Below are 15,750 nucleotides of genomic sequence, written 5' to 3'. Positions count from 1 at the left end.
CCCGGGTCACGCCGGGGCCGGCAACGGCATCCGTCGCACCAGCAGCGAGAGCACGCCTGCCACCACCGCCAGCGCTCCGCCGACGTACCAGGCCATGTCGTACGCGCCCATCTCGTCGCGCACGATCCCCGCGCCGAGCGCCATCAGGGCCGCCCCGACCTGGTGGGAGGCGAACACCCAGCCGAACACGACGGGCGCGGACGCGCCGAAGAGCTCCCGGCACAGCGCCATCGTGGGCGGGATCGTCGCCACCCAGTCGAGCCCGTAGAACACGATGAACGCCACCATGTTCGCCTGGATGTCGGGCCCGAACAGCCACGGCAGCGCGAGCAACGAGAGCCCGCGCAGCACGTAGTAGGCGAGCAGCAGCAGCCGGGGATTGACGCGGTCGGTGAGCCAGCCCGACGCGATCGTGCCCGCCACGTCGAAGATCCCGACGAGCGCGAGGAGCCCTGCCGCGGTCGTCTGCGGCATCCCGTGGTCGTGAGCTGCGGGGATGAAATGCGGCTGGATCAACCCCATCGTCGTGGCGCCACAGATCATCATCCCCAGTGCGAGGTACCAGAACGGGCCCGTCCTGGCCGCGGTGGCCAGCGACCGCACTGCCAGCCGCGCCGCGCCCGACCGCACCGGGTCCACGTCGTCGGCCTCGGTGCCGCCGTAGGGCGCCACGCCGACGTCGCGCGGGCGGTCGCGCAGCAGCCACATCACGAGTGGGGCCACCGCCAGCGCCGCGGCCGCCACGGCGAGAGCGGCGGGTCGCCAGCCGTACGCCGCGGCGAGCTGCGACACGAGCGGAAGGAACACGAGGCCGCCCGCCGCGCCGCCTGCCGTGAGCACGCCGGAGACGAGCCCGCGACGGGCGACGAACCACCGTCCGGTCACGGTCGCGACCAGCGCGAGCGCCATCGAGCCGGTGCCCAGGCCCACGAGCACGCCCCAGCACAGCACGAGCTGCCAGCTCGCCGTCATGAACACGGTGAGACCGCTGCCCGCTGCCACCACGACCAGCGCCACCGTGACCACGGAACGGATGCCGAAGCGCTCCATCAGTGCGGCCGCGAACGGCGCCGTCAGCCCGTAGAGGGCCATGTTGACGGCGGCGGCGAGCGAGATCGTCGAGATCGACCAGCCGAACTCCATGTGCAGCGGGTCCATCAGCACGCCGGGGACGGCCCGGAAACCCGCGGCGCCGACCAGCGCCAGGAACGTCACGGCCGCGGCCCACCAGGCGGGATGGATGCGACGCGTGCGCGCCGGCGTACTGAGTTCGGTCACGCCGGTAAGGATCAATGCTGCACACTCACGACGAAAGTGGCCCGATAGCCATCATGTGTAAGGATTCGGCCATGGCCCTCCCCAACGGACAGGCCCGCTCCGACGTCCATGAGGTCGCCGTGCTCGCCCTGCCCACCGTCGTGGCGTTCGAGCTCGGCCTGCCCCACCGGCTGCTCGGCGGGGCCGTCGACGACGACGAGCGCCCGCTCTACAAGGTGCGCGTCGCCACGCTGGACGGCGGACCGGTCCGCACCTCGGCCGGCTACCAGGTGCTGCCCGAGCACGACGCGTCGATCCTGCGCACGGCCGGCACCGTGGTCGTCCCCGGGATCTACGGCGGCACCGCGCGGGAACGCGGCGAGCTCGAGCCGGAGCTCGCCGCCGCGCTGCATGGCCTCGACGCCCGCATGGTGTCCATCTGCACCGGGGCGTTCGTGCTCGCCGCGGCAGGCCTGCTCGACGACCGCCCGGCCACCACCCACTGGATGCACGCCGCGGCGTTCCGGGCGATGTTCCCGGCGGTGCTGCTCGATCCCGACGTCCTCTACGTCGATGACGGCGACGTGCTGACGTCCGCGGGGAACGCGGCCGGAATCGACCTGTGCCTGCACATCGTGCGCCGCGACCACGGCGCCTCGGTGGCCAACCGCGTGGCACGGCGCAGCGTGGTGGCTCCGTGGCGCGACGGTGGGCAGTCCCAGTTCATGGAACCGCTCCCCGACCCCGACGGTCCCGGCACCGCCCCCACCAGGGCATGGGCCCTGGAGCGCCTCGGCACGCCCCTCGCCCTCGCCGACATGGCCGCGCACGCCGCGATGAGCGTGCGGACGTTCACCCGGCGGTTCCGCGACGAGACCGGACTCAGTCCCGCACGCTGGCTCGCGATGCAACGGGTGGCCCTCGCGCGGCGGCTGCTGGAGACCACCGACCTCCCGGTGGAGCGCGTCGCGGCCGTGGCGGGGTTCGGCACCGCCACGTCGATGCGCCTGCATCTGCACGCCGCCATCGGGGTGTCCCCGCTGGTCTACCGGCGCACATACCGCGGCGACGGCGTCGCCGCCCAGGACGATCAGCACAGGTCCGGACGGGTGTCCCGTCACGATTCCGTGAGTACCCACACCCGGCTCGACACGCCAACGGCTGCGACACTGGAGCGGTGACAGCCTCGACGACAACCGACCTGAAGATCCCCGCCGAGCTCAAGCCCGCCGACGGGCATTTCGGCTGCGGCCCGTCCAAGGTTCGCCCAGAGCAGCTCGCCGCGCTCGCCGACGCCGGCGCCGCTGTGATGGGAACGTCGCACCGGCAGAAGCCGGTGAAGTCGCTGGTCGGGCGCATTCGCGCCGGGCTCGCCGACCTCTTCTCGCTACCGGATGGCTACGAGGTCGTGCTCGGCAACGGCGGCACCACGGCGTTCTGGGACGCTGCGGCATTCGGCCTGGTACGGCAGCGCGCCCTCCACCTGGCCTACGGCGAGTTCTCGTCGAAGTTCGCCGACTCCACCGGCGGCGCCCCCTTCCTGGGCGACCCGGTCATCGTCAAGGCGGACGCAGGCAGCGCCCCCGCCCCCACCTCGGACCCGTCGTGCGACTTTCTCGCCTGGGCCCACAACGAGACCTCCACCGGCGTCGCCGTTCCCGTCGTGCGTCCGGACGGCGCCACCGACGGCCAGCTCGTCGCGATCGACGCCACCTCGGGTGCAGGCGGGCTGCCCGTCGACATGAGCAATGCCGACGTCTACTACTTCGCGCCCCAGAAGGGCTTCGCCTCCGACGGCGGCCTGTGGATCGCGTTGATGAGCCCCGCCGCCCTGGAGCGGGTGGCCGAGATCGCGGCCACCGACCGGTGGATCCCGCCGTTCCTGTCGCTCGCCACGGCCGTCGACAACTCGGGCAAGGACCAGACCTACAACACGCCTGCCGTCGCCACCCTGTTCCTGATGGCCGACCAGATCGACTGGATGCTCGGGCTCGGCGGCCTCGACGCCTGTGTCGCCCGCACCGCCGACTCGTCGGGGCGGCTCTACACCTGGGCCGAGAAGTCCTCGTTCGCCACGCCGTTCGTCGCCGACCCGGCACACCGGTCGCAGGTGGTCGGCACGATCGACTTCGCCGACTCGGTGGACGCGGCGGCGGTCGCCAAGACGTTGCGGGCCAACGGGATCGTCGACACCGAGCCTTACCGCAAGCTCGGGCGCAACCAGCTGCGCATCGGCATGTTCCCCGCGGTCGAGCCGGACGACGTGCAGGCCCTCACCTCCTGCATCGACTGGGTAGTCGAGCAGATGGCCTGACCGTCCACCGGTCGCGTCCTGTATCGATCTCCATCGGTAACACTGGGTAGTCGAAACCGTAATGTCGGATCAGTGCGCCTCTGAGGCGAAAACGTGCAATGCTGCGCGCGGGGGAAGCGCTGACCGGGGCAGCGTCGACGTGAGGCGACGTTGCACCGGCCCGGCGCGCCTCCACCTCAGGTTGCGATTCGGCAACTACCGTCACCCAGACGGGGAGAACGAGAGCGGGGAGGCCGTCGATGCGGGCGCTGCGGGTCGTCGGGATCACCGAGAGCGGCGGTGAGATCTCCGTCGTTCTCGAGGATCCTGTTCGCCACGAGCGCTTCACCGTACCGGCGGATGAGCAGTTACGTGCTGCCGCACGGGGAGACCTCTCCCGGCTCGGACAGATCGCGATCGAGTTGGAGAGTCAGTTGCGCCCTCGCGAGATCCAGGCCCGCATCCGTGCCGGAGCATCCGTGGAGCAGGTCGCCACGGCCGCAGGTGTGCCACTGCAGAAGATCGAACGCTTCGCGTACCCGGTGCTATTGGAACGTTCCCGCACGGCGGAGGTGGCGCAGCGCGCCCATCCGGTGCGCGCCGACGGACCCGACACACGCATGCTCGGCGACGTCGTCGCGCACACCTTCGGGCTGCGCGGCCAGAACTACGGCGAGGCCGAGTGGGACTCGTGGAAGGGCGAGGACGGCCGCTGGGTCGTCGCGCTGTCCTGGCGCGCGGGCCGGTCGGACAACCGCGCGCACTGGACGTTCCAGCCCGGGGCGAACGGCGGCACGGTCACTGCTGTGGACGAGCACGCCAGCGACCTGGTCGAGGGGTTGCCGGCGCGGCCGCTGCGCACCGTCGGACCGGTCATCGAGCTCGGCCGCACCGAGGAGGTCCCGGAACCACCCGCGCCGAACCACACCGAGGAGCTGCGCGCAGCCGCCTCTGACACCGTGCGCGCCAGCGGGCGCATCGACAGCGGTCGCGACCACACCGCTTCCGAGACGTCACGCGCGGCTGAGCGCCCTCTCGCCCGCCCCGCGCCCGAGCCTCGCCGGGCCGCGCCGCCTGCTCAGCGCCAGCCGCCGGCCGAGCCCCGCACCACTCCTCCGCCGGCTGCCCCGGCTGCGAAGCGCGAGCAGCCTGCTGCGCCCCCGCGGTCCGAGAAGCCGGTGGCCGAGCCTGCCACCGAGCAGCCCGCGGCCGAGGAGCCGGCCGCGAGCCAGCCCGCGCCCGAGGCGCCCGCCACGAACCGGCGCACCAAGAAGGGCAAGCCGGTGATGCCGTCCTGGGACGAGGTCCTCCTGGGAGTGCGCGGCCAGCGCTGATCGCCGGCCGTTCAGCCCAGCAGCCCCAGCAGCAGCACGAGCCACGCCGCCACCAGGCCTGCCGCCGCGCCCATCGACGGCCAGCGCCAGAACGGCGTGGCCCGCAGCAGGTATAGCGACGGGGCCAGGCCGAGCCCGACGAGCAGGTTGGCCGGCACCCACAGCAGCCCGAACGCCTCGGCGAACGCGCGGCTGAGCGCGATGTCGGCGAACGCGATGAGCACCGCGCAGAACGCGGAGACGGCGAGTCCCGTGGCCCAGGGCGTCGGTCCGGTCGGCTCGCCCGACGTCCGCGGGATCGGGCCGGTGGACCCCACCTGGATCCACTCGACCTCCCCGGTGATCGGATCGGTGAATTCCACGGAGCGGCCGAGGTGGTCGGCCACGCGCGACGCCAGCTGACGCCCGCGGCGTTGTAGAAGCTCGAGCTCGCGTGGGCCACCGGAGCGCGTCACCGACACCGCGAACGCCGCCCACTCCCGCAGCGCCTCCTGCAGATCGCGTGGCAACGCAGGGTCGCCCGGCTGTCGTTCCCCGAGTACGACCCGGCCCCCCGCGACGAGCTCCACGGCCTCACCCTACGACCGATCCCACGGCGTGGAAGGCGACGGCGGCCGCGGTCGCGACGTTCAGGGAGTCCACCCCGGTGGTCATCGGGATCCGGACCCGCAGATCCGCCGCGGCCAGCGCCTCGTCCGAGAGACCGGGGCCCTCCGCGCCGAGCAGCAGCGCGACGCGCTCTCCCTGCAGCCCCGACGCCGTGATCGGCACGGCGTCAGCTGCCGGTGTCAACGCGGCCACCCGCAGGCCCGCAGCCCGCAGCACGTCGAGCGACGCAGGCCAGGGGCCGGGCAGCTCGGTGAACGGCACCCGCAGGACGTGTCCCATCGAGACGCGCACGCTGCGCCGGTAGAGCGGGTCGGAGCAGCGCGGCCCGAGCAGCACCGCGTCGACGCCGAGCGCGGCCGCGTTGCGGAACAGCGCGCCGAGGTTCTCGTGGTCGTTCACACCTTCGAGCACCGCCACGAGACGTGCGTCGCGCACCAGCGCCGCCGGGTCGGGCGGCGCCGCCCGATCCGCCACCGCGAGCACCCCCCGGTTGAGATGGAAACCGACGACCTCGGCCATCGTCGGGGCGTCGGTGGCGTAGGCAGGCACCTCCAGCCCGGCAAGATCGGTTGCGAGCTCGTCGATCCGCCGCCGCACGCCCAGCAGCGAGCGCACCGGGTACGGCGAGTCGATCATGCGCCGCACCACGACGACCCCTTCGGCGATCACGAGGCCGCGGCCTCCCGGCCGGTCCGGGCGTCGGTCGGCGGCCGTGAGGTCCCGGTAGTCATCCGCCCGTGGGTCACCCGGATCGTCGAGAGTGATGATGGTCGCCACGCTCCGAATCGTCCCAGCCGCGGCGTGTCGGCTCCGTCATCCGGTCGGCCGTAGCGGCGGGTTCACCCACCGTGTCACGGTTGACAACCGCCCGGAGGCGCCCGCCGCCCGAGGACTGCTCGGTCCGAGCATCGAGACACTCCGGCTCGGCCCGGGGGCAGGAGGCACCGCACGCATGGGCCAGGACGTCGACCGGCGAACGTTCAGTCGACGGGACAGACAGCAGTACCGGGCGAAGGTGCAACGCTGCCTCGACGTCCTCGCCCTGATGCTGCGGGAGCACCCGTTCGCCCGTGACGAGCCGATGACGGGGATCGAGGTGGAGCTCAACCTCGTCGGCCGCGACTTCGAACCATCCCTGACCGGTGCCGACGTGCTGGACGCGATCGGGTCGTCGGAGTTCCAGTCCGAGCTCGGCCGCTGGAACCTCGAGCTGAACCTGCCTCCCCGGCCGCTTCCCGGCGACCAGTGGCGCCACCTGGAGCACCAGCTCCTCGACGAGCTCGCCGTCGCCAGGGCGAAAGCACGGGACTGCGGCGCCCTCCTGGCCGTGATCGGCATCCTCCCCACCCTCGAACGCCGCCACCTCGTGCCCGACGCTCTGTCGCCCGACCAGCGCTACGAGATGCTCAACGAGCAGATGCTCAACGCCAGGGGCGAGCCGATCCGGCTCGACATCGCAGGCGACGACCCGTCTGGCAAGCACGGGGTGGAGCCCGAGCACCTCACTGCCGACTTCGACTCCATCGCCCCCGAGGCGGCCTGCACCTCCATGCAGCTGCACCTGCAGGTGCACCCCGACTCGTTCGCCGGGTACTGGAACGCCGCGCAGTGCCTGGCAGGCGTGCAGCTCGCCGTCGCCGCCAACTCCCCGTTTCTGCTCGGCTCCCGGTTGTGGGCCGAGACGCGGGTCCCGCTGTTCGAGCAGTCCTGCGACGTGCGCACACCCGAGCTGCGCAACCAGGGCGTACGGCCGAGGGTGTGGTTCGGCGAGCGCTGGATCACCTCGATCCTCGACCTCTTCTCGGAGAACGGGCGGTACTTCCCCGCGCTGATGCCCGTCACCGAGGACACCGACCCGATGGCCGAGCTGCACGACGGTCACGTACCCGGCCTCGACGAGCTCCGGCTGCACAACGGCACCATCTGGCGCTGGAACCGGCCCGTGTACGACGTCGCAGACGGGATGCCGCACGTCCGCATCGAGAACCGCGTGCTGCCGGCCGGACCGACCCCGATCGACATGGTGGCCAACGCGTTGTTCTTCTACGGGCTGCTGCGTGAGCTCGTGGAGGCCGAGCGGCCGCTGTGGAGCTCGATGTCGTTCGAGGCCGCCGAGGAGAACTTCACCACCGCAGCGCGGCACGGCATGGAAGGCCCGCTCTACTGGCCGGGTAGCGGCTGGATCCGTCCCGACGAGCTCGTTCTGCGCAAGCTGCTTCCGCAGGCCGCCCAGGGGCTCCGCCGGTGGGGCGTCTCCGCCGAGGTGAGCGATCGCTACCTCTCGGTGATCGAGCGGCGCTGCCTCAACCGGCGCACAGGGGCGGCCTGGCAACTCGACACCGTGGCTGCTCTGGAGGCCCGCGGCGCCGACCGGCACACGGCGCTGCGCGGCATGCTCCAGCGCTATCTCGACTCCTCAGCGGCCAACGAACCGGTGAGCGACTGGCCCGTCCCGGCCTGACCGGTTCGGCCCGTTCACCATCGCAAAGCCCTTTCCCGTTCCGCCCCGCGGCGCTGCGCCCCGCTCCTAGTGTCGATCCCGTTCCGATCGCGGCCGATCCCAGATAGCCGCAGGTCGACCGGCCGATCCGGTCGTCCTCACCACTAGTCCGCGCGCCCCGGCGCCCCGCTGCGGGTGCGATCTCGCGCGCCCGCAGAACGGGGGGACCATGCCCGATCGACCCCATCCAAGCCTTCGCAGGCGCGGGGCCGCGCTCCCCGGCCACGGCCGGTGACGGCCGTGGCCCGTTTCCGGCTCTTCGGCCGCGCCCCGACGCCGGCAAGTCCGTCGCCCGCGCCGCCCGGCCCCGGGGCCTGGCCCTACGGCCCTCCGGGTCCCTACGGGCCGCCGCCCCCCTGGGGTGCCGCCGGCCCACCACCGGTCGGTGCGGGTGCCCCCTGGCCCGCTCAGGTCGCCGGACCGGCCACGCGCGCGGCCCGCCCGGTGCCGCCGCGAGGTGCGCTACCACCCGCGGATCCCCCGACCGATCCCTACGGCTTCCCGCCGATCCCCGCCGTCCCGGCTCCCCGACCACCCGCACCCCAACCGCCCGACTGGTGGGGGCAAGCAGCGCCACCGCCGCCCGGCCCACCCACGCCCCACCCGGCCGAGGCGGCCGCTCTGGCCGGCGCCTTCGCCGTCGACTACCTGTCCTGGGACGAGGAGGACCCCCAGCGACGGGGACGGGTGCTGCAGGACTATCTGGCCGCCTCTGGCGCCGACCCGGCGCATCTGGGCTGGTCCGGCCACGGGCGGCAGCGCGCCGAGTTCGCGCTGCCCGGCCGGGTGAGCCCCGACGGCGAGGGGCGGGTTCTCGTCGACGTCCGAGTCCGGGTCACGCCGTATCGCTGCGTGGGCGAGCGGGAGGCCGACCGGGCCACGGGCACCGGTCCGGAGCCCGGGAGCACCGTCGGCACACCCGCGTCCGCCCCCGCTCCCACCGGCCGCGGCTGGCGCGGCCTCCCGTCGTCCTGGATACGGCTGAGCGTCGCCGTGGTGTCGGAGGGCGGCCGCCTCGTTGTCGACGCCGGCGAGGAGACGCTCGGCGAGGAGCCTGAGCCGCAGCCGTCGGCCGCCATCGCTGCCGACGACCACACGCTCGCCGACGACGACCCGCTCAGCGAGCCCCGTGCGGCAGGTGCCTGGTGAGCACCGTCCGCAAGCCCGTCATCGTCGGGCTCGCCGCGGGCGACGGCGCCACCACGCTCGCCGCCGCCCTGCACGCCCACGACGGGGGGCGGCTCGAGGCACGCGCCGCCCGCGGAGCCGACATCGTGGTGTGCCGCCGGGCGTCGCTGCGGCAGGCCGCCACCCTCGTCTGCGCCCCGGCCCGCCCACGTCCCATCCTCGCGGTCACCCTCGGGCCGGGCGACGAGCCGGAACCGGCAGATGGCCTCCACCACCCGCTGCACCAGCGCTTCGAGACCGTTGTGGCGCTCCCGCACGTGGCCGAGTGGCACCACCTGACGAAGACCCACTATGACGCCGCCGCCGTACTGGCCCAGCCCCCGGAGCAGCTGACCAGCCCGCTGCGCGAGCACGCCGCAGCGCTGCGCGCGCTCGTCGCGGCCCTCGTCGGGTCGGGCCTGCTCGCCAGGCCGGTGCCGCCGCTGCTCGCCCGGCCGAGCACAGATCTGCCGAGGGCGATCCCCGTCCCGGTCATGCGGCCGGTCGACCGAGCGACGCAGTTCCAGCCCGTCCTGATCGCCGCGCCACGCCCGGTCGTCCCGGTGCCCGTGTCACGCCTCGAACCGGACCTGGAGCCCGACGACGAGGCGCTCGAGGCCGAGGCCATCGGCGAAGCCGTCGCGGTGGGACGAGCGGGGTGAGCGGTGACACGATCGTCCCGGGTGCCCGGCCGAGTGACGCCGGTCCTTCTCGCGCTGGCAGGCCTGCTCCTGCTGGGAGCTGCGCCGGCGCCCGTGCCGCCGTCGGTGTCGGGTGTGGCCGTCGAGCGCGTGCCTGCGCTCGCCCGCGAGTCGCTCCCGCTGATCACCGAGCTGACCACGACGCAGTGCCCCGAACTGCCACCGCTGTGGGTGGTGGCCCAGGTTCAGGCGGAGTCCGGCTGGGACCAGGCGCTGGAGTCCGAGCGCTCCGGCGGACCGGCCGGGCTGTACCAGTTCAGCCGCGGCAACTGGGAGGCCGCCGGTGGGCAGGCCTGGCGGTCGGACCCACCCCACCCGGACGACCAGGTCCTCACGGCGCAGGAGCATCTCCGGGTCGCGGTGCCGTGGGTCTGCGCGAACCTGCGAGCCGTCACGGCGCACCTGAAGTCGACCGGCAAGCAGGCCGCCCCGCTCGACGCCATGCTCGTCTGCCACATCGCGGGGTGCGGCCGGGTGACGAACAGCGCCACCGGCATACCCGCGGCCGGGGAGGCCGGCTGCGGCGAGCGGTGCGCGCAGGTGGTGCGGCGCTACATCGCCGCGGTCCACAGCAACCTGGAACGGTTCGCCGCGCCACCCCCGCCCGCCTCCGCCCCGGTGCCGGCCCCGGCCGCTGCTCCGGCGGCGTGGACCGGTGGCGCCACCGCCTGCCGGCCACCCGACCCCACCGGCGACGGATGTCTCACCGGGGCCACGCGCCACGGTCTCGAAGCCGCCGCGGCGGCCTTCGGCAGCTGGTCGGGCGGCCCCCTCATCCACTCGGCGGGCTGTTGGGACAAGCACGCCTGGAACCCGCGCAGCGACCATTCGCGTGGCCGCGCGTGCGATCTGTTCCCCACGTCCGCGGGCACGTTCCCCAAGGGGGCCGAGCTGGACAACGGCTGGCTGGTCGCCAACTGGTTCCGCGCCAATGCCGAGCCGCTGCGGGTGAAGTACCTGATCTGGCAGGGCCGCTACTGGGACCCGAGCGTCAAGGACGACGGCGGGTGGGGCCGGCGCTACACGGGCGGCGGTGTCTACGACGTCCGCGATGCCACCGGCGGCCACTTCGACCACGTTCACGTGAGTTTCCGGGAGTGACGCCGTGAAGCGTGGAGACCGCCGAGTGCCCCTGCTGGCCGCATTCGCCGCCGCCGCGGTGGCCGTGATGGCGCTGGTGCTGGTGGGAGGCGCGGCCGCCGGTGTCGTGCCCCCGTCGGGCGACCCCCCTCTCGGCGGCACGCTGAGCGAGGACGACCGCGTCGCGCTCGACGCGCCGACCGTGCAGCGCGGCGCCCCGCCCCTCCCGGTCGACCCCGGCGTCGACCTCACCGATCCCGAGGCCGTCGCCCGGGCCTACCTCGCCGCCGCCCACTCCGTCACGCCGGCCGACACGGGCCGCACGCACCGGCGCGCGGCGGGCTACGCGGCGCCGGACACGGCGCCGGGGGCCGTCGGCGAAGTGGTGCTCGATCCGCCGCCTCCGGGCGCTCTGCGCACCGCCGCGGCCACCGCGCTGGAGCTCGTGGCCGTCGACCACGACGACGTGCGGCGCGGTTACCGCGCCGAGGTCGGCACGGCCACGGGGCCGCCCGGTGGCGAGGTCGTGGTCGAGCTCGTCACCCGCTACGTCGTGCTGGCCCGCCAGGCGGACGGCCGGTGGCTGGTGGCCGCCGACTCCCCTGCCACCCCCGATCTCCCCTCCGGGGAGCACTGATGCGACAGGAGTGCCCGTCATGAGCTTCCAGGAGCTCGAGGAGCTGGTCCGGAAGTACCTGTCGACCGGCATCGCCGTGGTGGTCATCCTCGTCGCGCCCGGCACCGATGCCGCCACCGGCGACGCACTGCCGTCGGAGCCGTCGATCAAGGTCATCGAACCCGGAGTGAGCGACTCCCTCGCCGCCGCTGCCGACGGCGCGGAGCCGGCCGACACCACCCCGGACGAGCGCACCGGCGCCGCCGGTCGCGACCCCGAGCGCAGCAGTGATGCCGATTCCGGCGACACCGGATCGAGCGGCAGCCCTTCCGGATCCGGCTCTCAGGACAGTGGCGACGACCCGTCCGAAGACACCACGGACAATGCTCCGCGCTCCACCGACGGCTCGGACGAAAGCTCGGCCGAGAACGACGACGACACTCGGGACGACGACCGGAACGACACCGGCGACAACGACGCCAGCAGCAATACCGGCGCCGACAACGACAGCAATGAGAGCGACAGCAGTGAGAACGACAGCGACGAGAGCGACATGAGCAGCAGGTCTGGCGACGAACGCGGCGACAGCGCCTCCGACTCCGATACCGACAGCAAGAACAGGGGAAACGAAGCCGACAGCGATCGCTCCGGCACCGCCTCCCGCTCCGGCAGTTCCGACTCGGACTCGGACTCGGGCTCTTCCGACTCAGGCCATTCGGACTCCGGCTCCGACAGCGGTTCCGGTAGCCGCGCCGACGGCTCCCGCAACTCGGTCGGAGCAGGCTCAGCCACCGGATCGAGTGCAAACGAAGGCACCACAGCGGCGGAGCAGCACGGCTGGGGCACTCCCAACCGGGAGGACGACTTCTCCAACGGCACCGACCAGTGGGACATCTACGACGGCCCCGGCCACGGCGGGAATGGCACCCGCTCGCCGTCGGCCGTCTCCGTGGAGGACGGGATCCTCACGATCACCGGTGATTCCTCCGGCACCACGGCCGGAATGGCGTGGAACCCGGGCCAGAAGTACGGCAGGTGGGAAGGCCGGGTGCGGGCCCCGGTATCGGATCCGTCCTACAACGCGCTGCTGCTGCTCTGGCCCGACGCCGAGGACTTCCCGGTGGGCGGAGAGATCGACTTCATGGAGATGATGGACCACACTCGCCAGAAGACCGACATCTTCATCCACTACGGCAAGGACAATTCGCAGGTGAACGGCTCGGTCGAGATCGACGGCACCGAGTGGCACAACTGGGCGGTGGAGTGGACGCCGGAGGCGATCACCGCATACGTCGACGGCGAGGAGTGGTACCGCACCACCGACAGCAGCATCTTCCCGCCCGGACCGATGCACCTGTGCATCCAGCTCGACTGGTTTCCCGAGGGCGACACCCCCAAGCAGTCGATCATGGAGGTCGATTGGGTGCGGCAGTATTCCCTCGACGGCTCCACGAGCGATACCGGCACCACCGGTAAGCGCAGCAGCGCGAGCGAAGACGACGACAACGGCAACGAACGCGGCTCGGCAGACGACAACAGCCAGAAGAGCGACGAGCGCGATGACAGCGACGAGGGGGACCACAATGAGAGCCCGGTGCGAGAACTGCTCCGTCGGCTGTTTTCGTGGCGGTGACCCGTTCGTGACCCACTCTCAGCATTCGCACAGTGGTGTCACATTACGGTTTCCGGCGTGGCCGACACGCAACAGCTGACCATGCCCGACCCACCGGACACTCCACCGCCGACGGTCAAACGCCGGACGGCCATCGTCATGGTGGCCGTCGCGGTGGTGGCCGCGTTGCTGGGAGTGCTGATCGGCGTCGCGGTCAGCCAGGGCGGGGGTGACGGCGGGCAGACACCGGCCGCCGCACCGGCCGACGAGGGCATCGACACCCGCGACCCGATTCGCCCCGAGGGCCGCTCCACCCTCGACCCGAGCACCCGTTCCGACACCGAGGCCGCGATACGGAACAACTGGCCGCTCGTGGCGAACGACGAGTTCGACGGCACCGCGCTGAACACCGACCTCTGGTCCGCCTACAGCGGGGAGACCACAGGTGGCGTCGGCCAGCACGATCCGGACAACATTTCAGTCTCGAACGGAACACTGAAGATCACCAGCCACGGCTACTCCTCCGGAGGCATGGCGTGGTCGCAGGGCCAGCAGCACGGACGCTGGGAGGTGCGGGCCCGTGCGCAGCAGGGCACCGGCTACGGCGCGGTCATCCTGCTCTGGCCGGACGCCGAGGACTGGCCAGAGGGGGGCGAGATCAACTTCATGGAGATCCCCAAGGGACAGCGCAACGAGAGTCACTTCGTCCTGCACTACAGCGAGGACAACAGCCAGATCGGCACCACCACACCCGGCGACTTCACCCAGTGGCACAACTACGCCGTGGAGTGGGGTCCCGACCACGTGGCCGGTTTCATCGACGGTCAGGAGATCTTCCGCAGCACCGACCCGAAGACCATTCCGCCGCGCCCGATGCACCTCGCGATGCAGCAGGACATCGGCCCGTATGGCAAGGACTGGATCCCGCCGATCGACGACACCACCCCAGCGCAGGTGCAACTCGAGGTCGACTGGGTGCGTATCTACGCCCCCTGAGACGGGCGGACCGAACCCAGAACGTGCGTCGGGGCCCTGGCCTGTAGGCCAGGGCCCCGACGCGATCCCGAACTGACGCGTCACTCCCACCACGAAGCGACGTAAGGAAGGTTAGCCTGCCCTTCCTCGGATCGCAAGGGCTCTACACGCCGAACAGTCCCCGCAGCGGCCCCACCGCGAAGTAGCCGGCGAAGGCCACGGCCACCACCCACATCAACGGGTGCACGGTGCGGACACGGCCGGTGGCCGCGGCCAGCACGACGTAGGCGACGAAGCCCGCTCCGATGCCGTTGGCGATCGAGTACGTGAACGGCATGACGACGATCATCAGGAAGGCCGGCAGCGCCACCCGGAACTCGGTGAAGTCGATCTGGGTGATCTGCCGCATCATCAGCGCCCCCACGATCACGAGCGCCGGCGCCGCGGCCTCGATCGGCACGATCGAGTAGAGCGGGGTGAAGAACATCGCGAGCAGGAAGAGCAGGCCGGTGAGCACGTTGGCCAGGCCGGTGCGTGCACCCTCCGCGATGCCGCTCGCCGACTCGACGTACACCGTGTTCGACGACGCCGAGGCCGCGCCACCGACCACCGCGCCCATGCCCTCGACGATGAGGGCCCGGCCGACACGGGGCAACTGACCGTCCGGCCCGACGAGCCCGGCCTGCTGGCCCAGCCCGGCCATCGTGCCCATCGCATCGAAGAAGTTGGCCAGTACGAGCGTGAACACCAGCAGCACGACCGTGATCAGGTCGAGGTGGACGAACGCGCCGAAGGACACGGCCCCGACCAGCGAGAGGTCGGGCAGGCCGATGATGCTGTCGGGCAGCGTCGGCACCGACAGTGCCCATCCCTTCGGGTTCGTGCCCGCCGACGGCCCGGCGTGCACGATGGCCTCGACGATGATCGCCACCACCGTGGTGCTGATCACCCCGAGCAGAATCGCGGCCCGCACCCGGCGCGCCACGAGCACGGTGGTGATCAGCAGCCCGATCACGAACACGAACGTCGGCCACGACGCGATCGAGTTCTGGATGCCCAGGCTCACCGGCACGGTGGTGCCGGCGGCGTCGGATATGCGCCGTACGAAGCCGGAGTCGACCAGCCCGATGAACGCGATGAAGAGCCCGATCCCCACGGCGATCGCCGCCTTCAGCTCCGGCGGCACGGCGTTGAACACCGCCGTGCGGAACCCGGAGGCGGCGAGCAGCACGATGATCACACCGTCGATCACGACGAGACCCATCGCCTCCGGCCAGCTCATGATCGGAGCGAGCGTGACGGCGACGAGCGAGTTGATTCCGAGTCCGGTCGCGATCGCGAACGGATAGTTGGCGACGAGCCCGAACAACAGCGTCATGATCCCGGCGACCAGCGCGGTGACCGCGGCGACCTGCGGGATACCGAGAACGTTGCCCAACGCGTCCGGCTTGGCACCCGGCCCGCTCGTGGCGATGCTGCCGAGGATCAGTGGGTTCAGAACGATGATGTAGGACATCGTCACGAAGGTGACGAGCCCGCCGCGCAGCTCACGACCGACGGTGGAGCCACGCTCGGACACGTGGAAGAGACGTTCGAGCACGCGCTC

14 protein-coding genes are annotated in these 15,750 nt (G+C 72.1%); 10 read left to right on the top strand and 4 right to left on the bottom strand.

The genetic code is table 11. The annotated features are described in order from the left end of the window. Positions 1-6 precede the first annotated feature (6 nt). Positions 7-1,278: an MFS transporter gene (locus tag ACQPZQ_RS03370; protein ID WP_433291923.1), complete on the bottom strand. Its 1,272-nt coding sequence runs from the start codon at positions 1,276-1,278 to the stop codon at positions 7-9. Between the two features lie 71 nt (positions 1,279-1,349). Here ACQPZQ_RS03370 and ACQPZQ_RS03365 point away from each other — a divergent pair, with 71 nt between their 5' ends. From ACQPZQ_RS03365 to sepH, 3 genes are all read left to right on the top strand, one after another. Further along, positions 1,350-2,438 (top strand): GlxA family transcriptional regulator, encoded by a 1,089-nt coding sequence (locus ACQPZQ_RS03365; RefSeq protein WP_433291921.1) that lies wholly within the window; start codon positions 1,350-1,352, stop codon positions 2,436-2,438. After that, on the top strand, positions 2,435-3,571 hold the full coding sequence (gene serC, locus ACQPZQ_RS03360; RefSeq protein ID WP_433291919.1) for a phosphoserine transaminase: 1,137 nt from the start codon (positions 2,435-2,437) through the stop codon (positions 3,569-3,571). The genes ACQPZQ_RS03365 and serC overlap by 4 nt, the downstream gene beginning before the upstream one ends. Positions 3,572-3,810: 239 nt before the next feature. After that, the gene (sepH, locus tag ACQPZQ_RS03355) at positions 3,811-4,884 is read left to right on the top strand and encodes a septation protein SepH (RefSeq protein WP_433291917.1); all 1,074 of its coding nucleotides are present in this window, start codon (positions 3,811-3,813) and stop codon (positions 4,882-4,884) included. An 11-nt stretch (positions 4,885-4,895) separates the two neighbouring features. On the opposite strand, the gene ACQPZQ_RS03350 is transcribed toward sepH, so the two are convergent. Further along, positions 4,896-5,453, bottom strand: a complete 558-nt coding sequence (locus ACQPZQ_RS03350; protein ID WP_433291915.1) for a DUF2537 domain-containing protein — start codon at positions 5,451-5,453, stop codon at positions 4,896-4,898. A 4-nt stretch (positions 5,454-5,457) separates the two neighbouring features. Beyond that, positions 5,458-6,270 carry a TrmH family RNA methyltransferase gene (locus ACQPZQ_RS03345; RefSeq protein ID WP_433291913.1) on the bottom strand — a complete coding sequence of 271 codons (813 nt, stop codon included), beginning with the start codon at positions 6,268-6,270 and terminating at the stop codon, positions 5,458-5,460. Between the two features lie 175 nt (positions 6,271-6,445). Here ACQPZQ_RS03345 and ACQPZQ_RS03340 point away from each other — a divergent pair, with 175 nt between their 5' ends. The 7 genes from ACQPZQ_RS03340 to ACQPZQ_RS03310 all read left to right on the top strand — a co-directional run bounded on the left by ACQPZQ_RS03340 (position 6,446) and on the right by ACQPZQ_RS03310 (position 14,165). Further along, positions 6,446-7,954, top strand: coding sequence for a glutamate--cysteine ligase (locus tag ACQPZQ_RS03340; RefSeq protein WP_433291911.1), 1,509 nt, complete (start codon positions 6,446-6,448; stop codon positions 7,952-7,954). Positions 7,955-8,233: 279 nt separating this feature from the next. Continuing rightward, positions 8,234-9,142 carry a hypothetical protein gene (locus tag ACQPZQ_RS03335; RefSeq protein ID WP_433291909.1) on the top strand — a complete coding sequence of 303 codons (909 nt, stop codon included), beginning with the start codon at positions 8,234-8,236 and terminating at the stop codon, positions 9,140-9,142. Further along, complete coding sequence (locus tag ACQPZQ_RS03330) at positions 9,139-9,822, top strand: hypothetical protein (RefSeq protein WP_433291907.1); 684 nt, start codon at positions 9,139-9,141, stop codon at positions 9,820-9,822. Before ACQPZQ_RS03335 ends, ACQPZQ_RS03330 begins: the two co-directional genes overlap by 4 nt. Before the next feature lie 21 nt (positions 9,823-9,843). Further along, positions 9,844-10,962: a hypothetical protein gene (locus ACQPZQ_RS03325; protein WP_433291905.1), complete on the top strand. Its 1,119-nt coding sequence runs from the start codon at positions 9,844-9,846 to the stop codon at positions 10,960-10,962. A gap of 4 nt (positions 10,963-10,966) precedes the next feature. After that, positions 10,967-11,578 carry a hypothetical protein gene (locus ACQPZQ_RS03320; protein ID WP_433291903.1) on the top strand — a complete coding sequence of 204 codons (612 nt, stop codon included), beginning with the start codon at positions 10,967-10,969 and terminating at the stop codon, positions 11,576-11,578. 19 nt (positions 11,579-11,597) lie between these two features. After that, entirely contained in the window at positions 11,598-13,190 is a 1,593-nt protein-coding gene (locus ACQPZQ_RS03315; RefSeq protein WP_433291901.1) for a family 16 glycosylhydrolase, read from the top strand. 57 nt (positions 13,191-13,247) lie between these two features. Further along, positions 13,248-14,165, top strand: coding sequence for a glycoside hydrolase family 16 protein (locus ACQPZQ_RS03310; protein ID WP_433291899.1), 918 nt, complete (start codon positions 13,248-13,250; stop codon positions 14,163-14,165). A 142-nt stretch (positions 14,166-14,307) separates the two neighbouring features. Here ACQPZQ_RS03310 and ACQPZQ_RS03305 read toward each other — a convergent pair whose 3' ends face one another. Further along, the gene (locus ACQPZQ_RS03305) at positions 14,308-15,744 is read right to left on the bottom strand and encodes an NCS2 family permease (RefSeq protein ID WP_433291897.1); all 1,437 of its coding nucleotides are present in this window, start codon (positions 15,742-15,744) and stop codon (positions 14,308-14,310) included. Between the last annotated feature and the right edge of the window lie 6 nt (positions 15,745-15,750).

The sequence above is a fragment of the Pseudonocardia sp. CA-142604 genome (assembly GCF_050948475.1).
Lineage (GTDB): Bacteria > Actinomycetota > Actinomycetes > Mycobacteriales > Pseudonocardiaceae > Pseudonocardia > Pseudonocardia alaniniphila.
Note: the sequence above shows the minus strand (reverse complement) of the source record. Positions and strands in the feature narration are given on the sequence as shown.

What these genes read in the sequence shown, in the direction of transcription:
- ACQPZQ_RS03365 (WP_433291921.1), top strand. Translation starts at nt 1,350, where the DNA reads ATGGCCCTCCCCAACGGACAGGCCCGCTCCGACGTCCATGAGGTCGCC.
- sepH (WP_433291917.1), top strand. Translation starts at nt 3,811, where the DNA reads ATGCGGGCGCTGCGGGTCGTCGGGATCACCGAGAGCGGCGGTGAGATC.
- ACQPZQ_RS03340 (WP_433291911.1), top strand. Translation starts at nt 6,446, where the DNA reads ATGGGCCAGGACGTCGACCGGCGAACGTTCAGTCGACGGGACAGACAG.
- ACQPZQ_RS03315 (WP_433291901.1), top strand. Translation starts at nt 11,598, where the DNA reads ATGAGCTTCCAGGAGCTCGAGGAGCTGGTCCGGAAGTACCTGTCGACC.